Annotated in this window: 11 protein-coding genes; 7 read left to right on the top strand and 4 right to left on the bottom strand. The window is 59.8% G+C overall.

Annotated elements, in window-relative coordinates; translation table 11 throughout:
* Positions 1-167 precede the first annotated feature (167 nt).
* Positions 168-2,726 (top strand): alpha-glucuronidase family glycosyl hydrolase, encoded by a 2,559-nt coding sequence (locus XX99_RS16465; protein ID WP_231581442.1) that lies wholly within the window; start codon positions 168-170, stop codon positions 2,724-2,726.
* A 142-nt stretch (positions 2,727-2,868) separates the two neighbouring features.
* Positions 2,869-5,391 carry an amylo-alpha-1,6-glucosidase gene (locus XX99_RS16460; RefSeq protein WP_156186036.1) on the top strand — a complete coding sequence of 841 codons (2,523 nt, stop codon included), beginning with the start codon at positions 2,869-2,871 and terminating at the stop codon, positions 5,389-5,391.
* A 123-nt stretch (positions 5,392-5,514) separates the two neighbouring features.
* On the opposite strand, the gene XX99_RS16455 is transcribed toward XX99_RS16460, so the two are convergent.
* From XX99_RS16455 to ychF, 3 genes are all read right to left on the bottom strand, one after another.
* Positions 5,515-5,751, bottom strand: a complete 237-nt coding sequence (locus XX99_RS16455) for a hypothetical protein (protein ID WP_050060518.1) — start codon at positions 5,749-5,751, stop codon at positions 5,515-5,517.
* 165 nt (positions 5,752-5,916) lie between these two features.
* Positions 5,917-6,150, bottom strand: a complete 234-nt coding sequence (locus XX99_RS16450; RefSeq protein ID WP_050060517.1) for a hypothetical protein — start codon at positions 6,148-6,150, stop codon at positions 5,917-5,919.
* A gap of 259 nt (positions 6,151-6,409) precedes the next feature.
* A complete protein-coding gene (ychF, locus tag XX99_RS16445) occupies positions 6,410-7,504 on the bottom strand; it encodes a redox-regulated ATPase YchF (protein ID WP_050060516.1) in 1,095 nt (364 codons plus the stop codon).
* 359 nt (positions 7,505-7,863) lie between these two features.
* On the opposite strand from ychF, the gene XX99_RS16440 reads away from it, so the two are divergent.
* Positions 7,864-8,076 (top strand): addiction module protein, encoded by a 213-nt coding sequence (locus tag XX99_RS16440; protein WP_156186035.1) that lies wholly within the window; start codon positions 7,864-7,866, stop codon positions 8,074-8,076.
* Positions 8,073-8,366, top strand: a complete 294-nt coding sequence (locus tag XX99_RS28690; protein ID WP_050060514.1) for a type II toxin-antitoxin system RelE/ParE family toxin — start codon at positions 8,073-8,075, stop codon at positions 8,364-8,366. Before XX99_RS16440 ends, XX99_RS28690 begins: the two co-directional genes overlap by 4 nt.
* 222 nt (positions 8,367-8,588) lie before the next feature.
* Here the strand turns inward: XX99_RS28690 and fdhA are convergent, their stop codons facing one another.
* Positions 8,589-9,785, bottom strand: a complete 1,197-nt coding sequence (fdhA, locus tag XX99_RS16430) for a formaldehyde dehydrogenase, glutathione-independent (RefSeq protein ID WP_050060513.1) — start codon at positions 9,783-9,785, stop codon at positions 8,589-8,591.
* A 255-nt stretch (positions 9,786-10,040) separates the two neighbouring features.
* On the opposite strand from fdhA, the gene XX99_RS16425 reads away from it, so the two are divergent.
* The 3 genes from XX99_RS16425 (at position 10,041) to hpnI (ending at position 14,214) form a co-directional block, all read left to right on the top strand.
* On the top strand, positions 10,041-11,267 hold the full coding sequence (locus XX99_RS16425) for an ABC transporter permease (protein WP_050060512.1): 1,227 nt from the start codon (positions 10,041-10,043) through the stop codon (positions 11,265-11,267).
* A gap of 406 nt (positions 11,268-11,673) precedes the next feature.
* Complete coding sequence (locus XX99_RS16420; protein WP_050060511.1) at positions 11,674-12,930, top strand: ABC transporter permease; 1,257 nt, start codon at positions 11,674-11,676, stop codon at positions 12,928-12,930.
* Positions 12,931-13,050: 120 nt separating this feature from the next.
* Positions 13,051-14,214 carry a bacteriohopanetetrol glucosamine biosynthesis glycosyltransferase HpnI gene (hpnI, locus tag XX99_RS16415; RefSeq protein WP_050060510.1) on the top strand — a complete coding sequence of 388 codons (1,164 nt, stop codon included), beginning with the start codon at positions 13,051-13,053 and terminating at the stop codon, positions 14,212-14,214.
* Positions 14,215-14,838 lie beyond the last annotated feature (624 nt).

Genomic DNA, 14,838 nt, shown 5'->3' with positions numbered 1-14,838 from the left:
ACCGTGGTGCCCCATCCTACGCGAAATGCGCGCGTAGGATGGGGCACCCGGCGTGCAGGCCGCAATCTTCGTTGGTGGACAACAGCCTGAAGCGGGAGCTGGCTAGTCGTTGAACTTCACCATTACGGGTAACCAGGAACTTCCGCGTTAATTGAATTACGAGGCCAATGTTGATGTTCTCTCTGCGTGGTGTGGCCTTTGGCGCGCTGGTACTCGCGTCTACGTCGTTACTTGCCGAGGATGGCTCGGCGGGATGGCTGCGCTACGCGCGGCTCGAGCAATCCGCAATTGCAGCTTTATCGAAAGACCTGCCTGCCGAGGTGGAGACGCTCGATACGTCTCCTGTCGTTTTGAGTGCCCGGAGCGAAGCGCAGAAAGGCATCTCGTCGATGCTGGGGCGAACGCTGCAGGCCGCAGAGGTGGCGGATGCGAACGGTGCGCTGGTGCTGGGCACGGTGGCCGAAGTTCAACAGCGATTTCCGTCGTGGAAGCCGGGAGCGGCTCCGCAGGCGGAAGGCTATATTCTCCGGACGATCAAAAGCCATGGTCACAGTTACATATTGGTTGCGGGCGCCGATCCAAACGGTGTGCTCTATGGAACCTTTCGGCTGCTGGAGAAAATCGCCGAGGGTCAGGATCTGGCGCGACTGAACGACGTTGAATCTCCCGCTGCTCCGATCCGTTGGGTCGACCAGTGGGACAACTCGAATGGCACGATCGAGCGCGGGTACTCGGGCCGGTCGATCTTCTTCGACAATGGAACGGTGCGGCCGGATTTAGCGCGAGCAGGCGAATACGCGAGGCTGCTGGCTTCGGTGGGCATCAACGGCGCTGACGTGAACAACGTGAACGCCGATTTGAAGATGCTGTCGCCGGAGATGATCAAGCAGGTGGCACGCATTGCGGATCAGTTCCGTCCGTGGGGCGTGCGGCTGGCGCTGTCGGTGGATGTGAGCAGCCCGAAGGTGGTGGGCGGACTCGATACCTTCGATCCGCTCGATCCCAAAGTGATCGCGTGGTGGCAGAAGGCGGTCGATGATGTCTACGCGGCGATCCCCGACTTTGCCGGTTTTACTGTGAAGGCCGATTCAGAGGGGCGCGCGGGCCCGGCGCAGTATGGGCGCACGCCGATGGACGCGGCCAACGTGCTGGCGCGGGCGCTGAAGCCGCATGGCGGCGTGCTGCTGTATCGCGCGTTTGTCTACAACCATCACGCGGACTGGAAAGACCCGAAGGCGGATCGGGCGCGGGCGGCGTATAACATCTTTCATTCGCTGGACGGCAAGTTCGACGACAACGTGATCGTGCAGATCAAGAATGGGCCGATCGATTTTCAGGTGCGCGAGCCGGCGTCTCCTTTGTTCGCGGGGCTGCCGAAGACCAACGTATCGATTGAGGTGCAGGCGACGCAGGAGTACACGGGGCAGCAGCGGCACCTGGTGTTTCTGATTCCGATGTGGAAGCAGGTGCTGGATCTCGACATGCGTGCGGAGAACCGATCGACGCCTGTGAAGGAGATCGTCGAGGGCAAGTCGTTTCATCGGCCGCTGGGCGGGTTTGTGGCTGTGGCCAACGTGGGCCTGGATACGAACTGGCTGCATCATCCGCTGGCCATGGCGAACCTCTATGGATTTGGGCGGCTGGCGTGGAATCCGGATACTTCCTCGGAGACGATTGCGAGGGATTGGACGCGGCTGACCTTCGGCAACAATGCGAAGGTCGTGGACACGGTCAGCGCGATGCTGCTTTCGTCGTGGCCGCTTTACGAGGACTACACCGGGCCGTTGGGGCTGGGCACGCTGACGAATATTCTGGGGCCGCATTATGGGCCGGGCATCGAGTCGGCGGAGCGCAATGGATGGGGGCAGTGGCTGAGGGCGGACCATGACGGCATCGGCATGGACCGCACGGTTGCTACCGGGACGGGGTACATCGGGCAGTATCCGCCGGAGCTGGCTGCGGTTTATGAATCCCTGAAGACGTGCCCGGACGAGCTGCTGTTGTTCATGCATCATGTGGCCTACACGTATAAGCTGCACGATGCGAGTCCTTATAACGGCGAGACCGTGGTGCAATGGGTCTACGACTCGCACTACAAGGGCGCGGCCGGCGCGGCGAAGCTGGTGGAGCAGTGGAAGAGCCTGGACGGGCTGGTCGATCAGGAGCGCTATGCCCAGGTGCTGGCGTTGCAGGAGTACCAGGCGGGGCATGCCATTGTGTGGCGCGATGCGGTGAACAGCTGGTTCCACAAGATGTCGGGCGTTGATGATGCACAGGGCCGCGTCGATCACTTCCCGAACCGCATCGAGGCCGAAGCGATGACGCTCGATGGCTATACTCCGGTCGATGTGACGCCCTGGGAGACGGCCTCGGGCGGCAAAGCCGTGGTCTGCAAAGAGGGCGCGACCTGCAGCGCGACAGCGGAGCTGCAAAGGCCCGCCGGTCTTTACGATATTGCCGTGCAGTACTTCGACCTGCACGACGGCGTGTCAACCTATAAGCTCTATCTCGGCTCGAAGCTGATTGGCGAGTGGAAGGCGGACAACACGCTGATCTTCAATGCGCTCGGCGGGGATACTTCAACACGCTATACGATCCGCGATGTGATGCTGCATCCGGGAGACACGTTGAAGCTGGTGGGCCAGCCGGACCGGGATGAGCCTGCGCCAGTGGATTACATCGAAATCGATCCCGCGCAGAGCAAGGTGGCAGCAGCGCAGCGATAAAAAGCAGACGATCCCAACTCTACGATCCTTACTCGACGATCGATCATCCTATCTGTGTATCTATACAACGCGGTCTTGCGCTCTTGCATGGCCGGTAGGATGATCGACGGGGCGTGTTTCCCCAGTCATTGTGGGTAGTGAAATGAAGACGTCTGTTCTTTTGCTGATGTTTTGTAGTGCGCTTTGCGGAGCGCTTCCGCTCGATGGGCAAAGTTCGCCTGCGCTCAACACGCTGCCCGAGTTCCCGCATTCCTCTTCGACGGGTGAGATGGCTCTTTCGCGGGAGGCGGTTCCGAGCAAGCCGTTTTCCGTGATCGGGCCTCGCGGAGCCTTGCTGGGCGAGCAGAACGGCCGGTACGAGGCATGGATCTTTCCCTGGAAGATCTTCAGCGGCATGCGCATTACGGCCGCGATGGAAGGCTATCCGGTGCCGATCGACGTGAACGATCATGCGGCAGAGATCGATGTGCAGCCCGATCACACCACCATCACCTATTCGCATGCCAACTTCACGGTTCGGCAGATTATGCTGGCGCCGAAGCAGTCGCCGGATGGCGCGGGCGTGCAGGTCTTCTATCAGATCGAAGCGATTCGTCCTGTGACTCTTACTTTCAGCTTCGATCCGGTGATGCAGAAGATGTGGCCTGCCGCTTCCGGTGGAAATCCATCGCCGGAGTGGGTTGCGACACAGGGCGGCTCGGGTTTTTACATCCTTCATGAGGATCTGCCGGGTGATGCGGCGGCGCTGGCGATGCCTTCGGCCGAGGCGGGCATCCTTGCGCCTTACCAGGAGCGCGCGCGGACGTGGCCGCTGCAATTTGTGCTGCACTTCGATCCGAAGAAGGATCAGGACAGGCTCTTTCCCCTGCTGATGACCGTTGCAGATAGCCAGCAGAGCTCGACGAAAGAGGGGCTGGCGCGGAGCCTGGAAGCGCTCGACTCTTCGAGCCAGGCAACGTACACGGCAAATCGTGATTACTACCGGAATTTCGTCCAGCAGCACACCAATCTGGATTCGCCGGATGCCGATCTCAACGCGGCTTTCTCGTGGGCGGAGGTGGCGATCGATCAGCTTCGCGTGCAGACAATCGATCACAAAGAAGAGGCGCTCACCGCAGGCTTCGTTGGATCGGGCGATGCGGCGCGGCCTGGCTTCGGATGGTTCTTCGGACGCGATGCGCTGTGGTCGCTTTACGCAGTCAATAGCTATGGCGACTACGCTACGACACGCGAGGAGATTGAATTTCTGCTCCATCGCCAGCGCGCCGATGGCAAGATCATGCACGAATGGTCGCAGACGGCTGACCTTGTCGACTGGAAATCTTTGCCTTATGAATATGCGGCGGCCGATGCGACGGAGCTGTTGCCGATGGCGATGAACGACTATCTCAAGATCAGTGGAGACGCGGCTTTCATCGCTTCGCATTGGGATGCGCTGGCGAAGGCGTGGAACTTCGAGACCTCGCATGATTCAGCCGATGGCATTTACAACAACGGCCAGGGCACCGGGTGGGTCGAGTCGTGGATTCCCTCCATGCCGCAGCAGGAGATCTATCTTGCCGTTCTGGACGAAGAGGCTAGCCAGGCGTTCGCGCACCTTGCGCAGTCGGCGGGTCACGGGCATTTAGCCGCACAGGCGAAGGAACGTGCGGCGACGATTCGAGCGACAATCGAGAAAGAATATTTCCTTCCGTCATCCAACTTTTACGCTTTCAGCCGCAATGCCGACGGCACGACGGATGACACGGCGACGATCTTTCCTTCGGTCGCGTGGTGGGATGGCGACAGCAGCCTGAATCATCCGGATGAGATGCTGAACCGTTGGGCATCCGCGGAGTTTTCGACGGATTGGGGCACGCGTATTCTCAGTGATCGCACCAACTTTTACGATCCAATCAGCTATCACCAAGGCACGGTGTGGCCGCTGTTTACCGGATGGGTTTCGGTTGCCGAGTATCGCGCGGGGCGTTCGCTCTCGGGCTATGCGCACCTCATGCAAAACGCAAACCTGACGTGGGCGCAGGATCTTGGCGCGACGACCGAGCTGCTCTCCGGCCAGTTCTATCAGGCGCTGGGGCGCAGCACAGCACATCAGCTATGGTCTTCGGCGATGGTGATTTCGCCCGTGCTGCGCGGGATGTTCGGCCTGGAGTGGGATGCGGCGGAGCACAGCTTGAATATCACGCCACATCTGCCGGCGAATTGGAATCACGCCGCGCTGCGCCGTCTGCCTGTCGGCGACAAGACGGTGGATCTGGTCTTCACGCGACGCGGACAGGAGCTGGTGGTTGAGGCCAGCGGGGCTGGTGCGGCTGGGCTGCATCTTGCTTCGCATGCCGAAGGCGCTCGCGCTGAGGGAGGATTGCTGCGCATTCCGCTTCCGGCGGTGGAGGTTGCCATCGCACAGCAACTGCCTCCGTTTGGGGATGAGACCAAGCAGATGAAGGTGCTGGATGAGAAGACGGCGCCACATCGGTTGGTGCTGACGCTCGCGGCTCAGGGATCGAGCGAACAAAAGCTACTACTGAAGGAGAATGCACCGGGGTTGAAGATGCAGACATCGGATGCGGCGCTGGGGGCGGTGAACGATGGTCTGCGGGAGCTGGTGGTGGAGTTTCCTGCAGGGGTGGGATATGTGACTAAGACGGTTACGATCTCGTGGTGATGTGGTTTTAGGGCTCAGGCCCATCCGATCGGGTGGGTTATGTATGAGCTGAGCTCGCGCCCTTCAGTGCTGTGCTTCGATTGGCATCTACTTGACCGACAAAACTAGTTTTTCCGAGTGCGCTCAACTGCATTCCAGTCGTACATCATGCTGTCCGAGCGTCCGGTAAAACTCTTTAATGTCATCTCGCAGGGCGTTGATCTGCCCAGAAAGATCGCCTCTCAGGGCGTCGATCTTGCCATCCAGCTTCAAATCAAGACGATCAATCTTGGCGTCGAGGCGGGCATAGTCCTGGCGGTTGAGCAATATGCCCATCAGGATTACGACCGTTGGGATCCCAATCGTCAGAGCTGTCTGCATGGTGTCGCTTCCCGCCTGCGACGATTGTACGCGTGAGCTGGTGGATGGACTGAGACGTGGTTCCTCAGCCCGTATGCTCAAATCACGCCCGTATTTTCGAATCCCCTGAAATCTGGATATTTGGCGTAGCAGGAGCCCTTACGCTTCAAGGTTGCGTCGATTCGGCTAGCTCTTGCGCGTGCGCTCAAGCGCGTCCAATCGCGCGTCATGCTGGCCGAGGGTCCGGTAAAACTCTTTGATATCGTCTCGGAGCCCATTGATCTGGCCGGTGAGATCAGTCCTTAGGCCGTCAATCTTGCCGTCAATCTTCGCGTCTAGCCGGGCATAGTCCTGGCGGTTGAGCAATATGCCCATCAGGATTACGAGCGTTGGAATGCCGATCGTCAGAGCTGTTTGCATGGTGTCGTTTGCCGCCTGCCACGATTGTACGCGTGAGCCGGTGGGCCATTGAATTTCTTCTTTGGCCTCCGATGACTTCGGTACTACAGATGGCCGGGAACTGATGAGATGGACTTAGGTGCGGGTCCTCAGGGGTCTAAAGCCGTTCGGATTGCAACTGTTTACGGCACGGCTGAAAGCCGTGCCCTGATACGAGCCGGAGAGTGGCAAGAAAGTTTCGCAACTTGAAGAAGTCTTACCTGTTGAACTTGAGGAGGCCTTACACGTTGAACTTGAAGAAGAGGATGTCGCCGTCCTTCACTACGTATTCTTTGCCTTCTGAGCGCAGGAGGCCTTTTTCTTTGACGGCCTGTTCGCTGCCGAGTGCGAAGAGATCGTCACTTGAGTAGCAGTCGGCCTTGATGAAGCCGCGTTCGAAGTCGGAGTGGATCACTCCTGCTGCTCCGGGAGCCTTGGTGCCGCGGCGGATGGTCCAGGCGCGCACCTCCTGCACGCCGGCGGTGAAGTAGGTGATGAGGTCGAGCAGGCGGTAGGCGGAGTGGATGAGCCGATTGAGGCCGGGCTCGCTGAGACCCATGTCGGCGAGGAACTCGGTGCGCTCTTCGGGTTCGAGGAGCGCGATCTCGCTTTCGAGGGCTCCGCAGATGCGGACCACTTGCGCGCCCTCTTCTTCGGCGCGCTTTTCGACGGCCGCGGTGTAAGCGTTGCCGGAGGTGAGCCCGGCCTCGTCCACGTTGGCGACGTAGAGCTGCGGCTTGGCGGTGATGAGGAAGAGCTCGCGGGCGATCAGCTTTTCGTCGGCGCTCAGGTCCGCGGTGCGGGCAGGCTTGCCGGCGTTCAGCACTTCGAGCAGCTTGTCCAGAACGGCAAGCTCGGCCTTGGCCTTGCCGTCAGCCGATTTGGCGGCGCGCTCGGTGCGGGTGCGCCGCTTCTCGACGGATTCGAGGTCGGCGAGCAGCAACTCGGTGTTAATGATGTCCATGTCGTGCAGCGGGTTGACGCCGCCGGCAACGTGGATGACCTCGGGATCGTCGAAGCAGCGGACGACGTGAGCGATGGCGTCGGTGGCGCGGATGTGTCCCAGAAACTGGTTGCCGAGGCCTTCGCCCTTCGACGCGCCTTCGACCAGGCCGGCGATGTCGATGAACTCCATTGTGGTGGGGACGAGGCTCTTGGGCTGGATCAGCGCGGCGATCTTCTGCAGGCGCTCGTCGGGAACGCTGACGACTCCGGTGTTGGGATCGATGGTGCAGAAGGGATAATTGGCGGCCTGGGCCTTGGCCGAGGTGAGCGCGTTGAAGATGGTGCTTTTGCCGACGTTCGGCAAGCCTACGATTCCGCAATTCAGGGGCATGGATCTATTGAATCATGGCTGAGGAGCGGGTTGCTAAGGGGCGGGTGGCTAGAGGGCGGGTCGCTATGGTCCGGGTCGTTAAAGGGCGGGCCGCAGGGCTGGGCTCCAGGCACACGCTCCTTCAGCGGGATTAAGCATCCTGCGATTCGCACCTTCGGCGCAGAGTTCTGTGGTATCCCACCCTACGCGAGATGCGCGCGTAGGATGGGGCACCCGGCGGGTTGGTAAGAGACGGGTGGCTAAAGGGCGGGTGGCTTAGAAACGGGTGGCGGGGACTGGCCAGAGATGCGGTTACCTGGGTAGATGAATTCCGGGTAACAGCATTGACAGGGACGGTCAGGCTTCCTACTCTCAATCTCATGGCGGCAGCACTTCCAAGCAATATCAGCAGCCTTTCCGATGCCGAGAAGTTTGAGCTGCTGGATGCGATCTGGGCGGACCTTGAGGCTCATGCGCCCGCGCTCAGCCCAGAGCAAGCGGAAGAACTCGACCGGCGCATTGCTGCCTACGAGAGCGATCCTCCCGCCGGAACACCATGGGAGCAGGTGAAGGCCGGGCTGCCTAAACGGTGAGCCTCCCCGTTCTTTGGTCGGATGAGGCAATCGCGGAATTTTACGAAGCCGAGCAATGGTATGCAGACGTCAGCGTGCAGCTCTCGGAGCGGTTTGTAAAAGCAGTTGAAGATACTCTTCATCTCATCGCCGCGTTTCCTTTGCGATTTCCCATTGTCCATCGGGAGCGAAGAAGAGCAGGAGTGAGGCGCTTTCCTTATGGCTTGTTCTACCAAGTTGAGACGGACCGAATTCTGGTGATTGCGTGCTTTCACGGGAAGCGCAATCCGCGCCGTTGGCAGCGTCGCTGAGATTCGTGCTCCTGTAGGTGTGATTTTATCGTTGCAGACTGGCTTAGAAGACGATGGCTTAAGCGCCGGGTGGCGGCTTCGCCGTCGCTCAGACGTGGATGACAGGCGCGAGCGGTGAGTCGATGGGGCTCGGCAATCCCACATCTCAAACGCGAGATGTGGGGCACCCGGTATCGATTGAATGCGCCTGATTTCGAGTCAGGCGCATTCCGTTTTGTCTGGTTATGCTGTTTTGGCGACGAGGCCGTGTGGGTCGAGGATGAATTTCTTGGCTACTCCGGAGTCGAATTGTTTGTAGCCTTCGGACGCTTCGTCCAGTTTGATTACTGTCGCGTTTACGATTTTGGCGATGGGCAGGCGATCGTGGAGGATGGCCTGCATCAACATCCGGTTGTATTGCAGGACCGGGGCCTGGCCGGTGTGGAAGTGCAGGGACTTGGACCATCCCTTGCCGAGGCGGATTTTGAGGATGCCCTTCTTCGAGTCCTCATTTTCGGCTCCGGGATCTTCGACGACGTAGAGGCCGGGGATGCCGAGACCTCCGGCGACTGCTGTGATTTCCATCAGCTCATTCAGGACAGAGGCCGGGGCGGGTTCGTTCTTTGTTCCGTGGCCGCTGGCTTCGAAGCCCACCGCGTCGACGGCGGCATCGACCTCGGGCACGCCTAGAATTTCGGCGATCTGCTCGCCGAGCCTGTCGTGTTTGCTGATGTCGACGGTCTCGTAGCCCATCTTTTTAGCATGGTCGAGGCGCTCCTTCTTGTTGTCGCCGACGATGACGACGGCGGCGCCGAGGATATAAGCCGAAGCGGCTGCGGCGAGGCCGACGGGGCCGGCTCCCGCGATATATACCGTAGAACCGACATCGACGCCGGCCGAGCGCGCGCCGTGGAAGCCGGTGGGCAGGATGTCGGAGAGCATGGTGAGGTCTTTGATCTTGGCGAGAGCCTGATCCTTGTCAGGAAACTTGAGCAGGTTGAAATCGGCGTAAGGGACCAGGACGTACTCGGCTTGCCCGCCTATCCAGCCGCCCATGTCGACGTAGCCGTAGGCTCCGCCGGGCTGCTGGGGGTTCACGTTGAGGCAGACGCCGGTGTTGCGCTCGCGACAGGCGCGGCAGCGTCCGCAGGCCACGTTGAAGGGGACGGAGACCAGGTCGCCGATGTTGAGGTATTCGACGTCCTTGCCCTTTTCGATGATTTCGCCGGTGATTTCGTGGCCCAGGACGATGCCTTTGGGGGCGGTGGTGCGGCCGCGCACCATGTGCTGGTCAGAGCCGCAGATGTTGGTGGAGACGATCTTGAGGATTACGCCATGCTCGATGTCTTTGCCTTGCGGATTCTGAAACTTGGGGTAGTCGATGGACTGGACTTCGACCTTGCCGGGGCCGAGATAAACAACGCCGCGATTGCTCGCCATGTTGATACTCCTGAGTGCAATTTTGGGGAATCGTTGGGTGCGGAAGAGCCGGATTGGGGGCGACTTCGAGCACACGGAAGAGCGTTTTCGGGTTCGGTGGAACCCACATCTCATCAGATGCGTAGGAACTCAAAGGGAACCAGCAGGATCTCCGGGGTTGTCGAGCCTATCGAAATTTGGGCTGGCTGGCCTGCGAAGGGCGGCTGCTACACTCGTCGTACCCGGCTGCTGCCGGCTCCCCCCGGTTAGAAAGCTATGGAATTCAAAGAGGCCATCAAGATCGCCCTGCAGTCGCTTTGGGCGAACAAACTGCGTTCGGTGCTCACGCTGATCGGCGTGGTTATCGGCGTGTCTTCGGTGATTGCGGTCATCACGCTGACCAACGGCGTGAACAAGTATGTCGCGACGAAGGTTTACGGGTACGGTGCGGACGTCTTCACGCTGAGCAAGGAATCTCCGGTCATCTTCAGCTACGAGCAGTGGCAGAAGTTCCAGAGGCGCAAGAAGCTGAAACTGGACGACTACAAGGCCATCGACGAGCTGTGCAAAAGCTGCGAGAGCGTGGGCGCGCTGCTGAGCACGAGCGGCAAGATTGTTTTTCAGAACCACTCGAGCGACAACACCAATATTCGAGGCTGGACGTGGAACATGCCGGCCATCTCGAATCTGAATGTGGTGCTGGGGCGAAGCTTCGTTCCGGCCGATGACCAGTACGGGACGCGGGTGGCGATTATCGGCTACGACATTGTCGATAACCTGATGCCCAATGGCGATCCGCTGGGCAAGGAGATCCGGGTTGACGGCGAGCCGTACACGGTAATCGGCGTGGGCGAGCGCCAGGGAAAGACGCTGGGCCAGAGCCAGGACAATTATGTCGCCGTGCCGATCAGCGCGTATCAACATACGTATGGCACGAACGATAGCGTAACCATTTATGTGAAGGCCGGATCGGTGGGGCCGCAGCTGGAACGGGCGTCCGACGAGGCGCGGGTATTGTTGCGTTCGCGGCGGCATGACGCTCCGGGGACGGAAGACAGCTTCGAGTTGTCGACGAATGAAACCTTCGTTGGATTGTGGAAGAGCATCAGTTCCACCTTTTTGTTTGTGGTGATCGGGATCGCCTCGATTTCGCTGGTGGTGGGCGGCATCGTCATCATGAACATCATGCTGGTGTCGGTGACGGAACGGACGCGGGAGATCGGCGTGCGCAAGGCGCTGGGCGCGAAGTATAAGGACATCCTGTTGCAGTTTCTGATCGAATCCGGAACCATGTCTTTGCTGGGGGGATTCGTCGGCGTCCTGGTGGGCGCGGGCGTGGCCAAACTGGTCACGGCTCTGGTCGGCTTTCCCTCGGATATTGCGCTGTGGTCGGTGCTGATGGCACTGTTCGTCTCTGCGGGGATCGGCGTATTCTTCGGGGTATATCCGGCGCGCCGGGCGGCCATGCTGGATCCGATTGTGGCGCTGCGGTCGGAGTTGTGAGGCGGCTTAGAAGCGGGTTGCTGAAGTTCGGTTTGCTGCAAAGCGGGTCGCTGAGACGCGGTTGGCGGTCTGAGTTTAGTTTCTGCCACATCTCAGACTCGAGATGTGGGGCACCCGCTGAAGGATCTGGTTTAGGGACAGGTGCAGCGGTCTCCCACCCTTCACGATGACGCCGTGAAGGATGGGGCACCCTGCTGAAGTCCGGTTTGCTAAAAAGCGGATCGCTGAGAAGCGGTTGGCGGTCTGAGTTTGGTTTCACCCACATCTCAGACTCGAGATGTGGGGCAGGACTGGCCGTCCAGGCGATTGCGCCTCCAGCGCCAGGTTCGCGGTGGTGATGGCGATGGCGGAATTCCCCATCTCAGACTCGAGATGGGGGGCACCTGTTTTTGGTTAGGAGCTAATCATGAGATTTGGAAGCACTGGCGAATCCGTAAAGATGGCTTTGGAGACGGTGCGCGCGAATAAGCTGCGCTCGGGGTTGACCATCCTGGGCATCGTGATCGGCGTGATGACGGTGATCACCATTTCCTCGATCATCAGCGGGCTGGACGCGAATGTCGAGAACTGGGTCAGCTCTCTTGGTTCGAATGTTCTGTGGATCTTTCACATGCCGGTGATCGGCGTGCGCCCCACCGCGGCCATGCTGGCGCGCAAGAGGATGACGTATGACGATGCCATCGCCATGCGCGATCTTCCGCATGTGGTGGCGACCAACGCCGGGGTGCGGCATGTCAATCCGATCTTTCAGGTGGGCCTGATCGGCGTGAAATACGGCACCAAGAAGGCCCAGGGCACGATGCTCGAGGGCGATACGACTTCGCTGCCGGAGGTGACCGACTTCAAGCTGCTGCAGGGCCGCATGTTCACGGAAGGCGAAAACGACACCGCGGCAAACGTGGTGATCCTCGGGCATGACACGGCGCAGAAGCTCTTCGGCAACGAACCGTCTGTCGGCAAAGAGGTGGAGATCGAGGGCGATCTGTTCACGGTGATCGGAGTCGTCGACAAGCTGAAGCAGGTCTTCGGCGGCGGCGACAATCCCGAAGACAACAAGGCGACCTTCCCTTATCGCACGCTCAAGAAGCTGCATCCCGAAGACAAAGACATCTGGATCAGCGCGAAGTACGACGACCCGAAGAATCGTGCGCTGGTAGAGGATGAGATTCGCGAGATGCTGCGCCGCCGCCGCAAGGTCCCGACCTGGAAGCCGGACGATTTCGAAATCTTCGCGCCGGATTCGATCGCGCGCCTGTGGAAGCAATTGACCGGCGGGCTGGCCATCTTCATGGTCGCGGTGTCGAGCGTGGGGCTGATGGTGGGCGGTGTAGGCGTGATGAACATCATGCTGGTGTCGGTGACGGAGCGGACGCGCGAGATCGGCGTGCGCAAGGCCATCGGCGCGACCAAGCGGAATATCCTCACGCAGTTCACGACCGAGGCCATTACTCTATGCGCGATCGGAGGGGTCATCGGCATTCTGGCAGGCGCGATCATCACGCTGCTGATACGGCTGATCATCTCGGCGCTGCCGGCGACCATGTCGGCAACATGGGCGATCATCGGCTTCAGCGTGTCGCTAGCCATCGGACTGCTCTTCGGAATCTATCCGGCGTGGAAGGCGGCGACGCTCGATCCGATTGAGGCGCTTAGGTACGAATAAAGCAGGGGATAGGGTGTAGGGGTTAGGGCGCAGCACAGGCGAAGTTCGTCTGTGCTACACGCCGTGTTTTCTCTGCCCTGAGCCCTGCACCCTACCCCCTATGGCGATACCCTGTTTTTAATGCTTTCTACGATCGTTGCTTCCGTCACTACCATCCTTACCTTTGCCGGAATGTTTTACTTCATCGCCGCTCTGTGGAGTGTGCGGGCTTTTCTGCGCCGCCGGGAGTCTGCGACCGGCTTCGCGCCGGGTGTCAGCATCCTGAAGCCGGTGAAGGGACTCGATCCCGAGATGTATGAGGCCTTCGCCAGTCATTGCAGGCAGGAGTATGCCGGGGACTACGAGATCCTCTTCGGCGCGTCGAGCATGGATGACCCGGCAGTCCCGGCCATCGAGCGGCTGCGGGTGGAGTTTCCGGAGCACAACATCCGGTTGGTGCTTTGCCCAGAGCAGCTGGGGCTCAACGGAAAGATCAGCAACGTTGCGCAGATTGCGGTGCAGGCTCGCTATGACTATCTGGTGGTGAATGACAGCGATATCCGCGTCTCTCCACGTTATCTGAAGCGGATTATGCGCGATTTTTCCGCGCCGCAGAAGGGCAAAGCGGTGGGACTGGTGACGGCGCCGTATCGCGGCCGCGCGCATGGCACGCTGGGATCGAAGCTGGAGGCGCTGGGCATTTCCACCGATTTCTTTGCGGGCGTGCTGCTCTCTCTAAAGCTCGACGGCGAGATTCGCTTCGGGCTGGGCTCGACGCTGGCGGTTTCGCGCGAGGCATTGGACGCTATCGGAGGCTTCGCTCCGCTGGCCGATGCGCTGGCGGACGACTACGAGCTTGGCCTTCGGGTGGCTGAGGCCGGATTCGCCGTCTCCCTCAGCCGCGAGGTGGTCGAGACCGCGGTTCCTGCCTACGATCTCGAAGGCTTCTTCGCGCATCAGCTGCGCTGGGCGCGCGGTGTTCGCGACTCGCGCAAGCTTGGATACCTGGGGCTAATCTTTACCTTTGGATTGCCGTGGGCCATCTTCAACGTTCTGGCATCGGGCTTGAGCCTGGACAGCGTTGCGCTGCTCAGCATCGCCCTGCTGGCGCGGGTGAGCGTGGCGCTGGCGGTGGGAGTGGGCATGCTGGGCGATCGACAGGTGCTGCGCGATCTCTGGCTGCTGCCGGTACGGGATTTCGCGGCGCTGTGGCTCTGGGTCTGGAGCTTCGCGAGCGATACGGTTACGTGGCGCGGGGACAGGTTTGTGCTGCGCAACGGAAAGCTGGAAAAAAACAGGGTTTAGGGTTCAGGGGATAGGGTGTAGCGGACTTTGCGTCCAGCGAGGTGCGCCTGTTGTGGTTCAGATCGGACTGTGGTTTTCCATCGTTTCGAGGCGACTATGGCGGTTTTGAAAATCCTGCCTCCCGATGCTCACAAAAGGCTTTGTGTAAATTCATCTTCAAGCTTTTGGACTTTTTCGTAACCAGATGCCAGCTATGACGCAACCACAGAGAAGCAGGATGCTACACGTCATTGCGATGTAGAAAGCTGTCTTTGAGGTCAAGTGAAAATCCATTCCCATCGAACCTACCAGCACGGCGAGGAGACCGACGGCAACCAGGATGGGTAGCGGCGTCAAGATCAGCAGTGTTCCGATAGGTTTTCGCCATCCTCGCACAGCGTCTCCAGCGGCCCTTGTTGTGCCCATCAAATTGTAGTGTCAATAATGTCTTATTTTCGGCACTTTGCTCCAGCCTCGAAAGGCCTCTTTACGATAGCGCGATGAGAATCTTGTTTGGCACGGGGGATTGTTCGGAATGGGGTAGAGCTTTCGATCCCACATCTCAAAATCGAGATGTGGGGCACCTGTGATGTTTCTAGAGGTTGTCCATTCGATTTGAACCGGAGAAGCTGGTTGTGACGAGCA

It is taken from the genome of Silvibacterium bohemicum (assembly GCF_001006305.1).
Classification (GTDB): domain Bacteria; phylum Acidobacteriota; class Terriglobia; order Terriglobales; family Acidobacteriaceae; genus Silvibacterium; species Silvibacterium bohemicum.
Note: the sequence above shows the minus strand (reverse complement) of the source record. Positions and strands in the feature narration are given on the sequence as shown.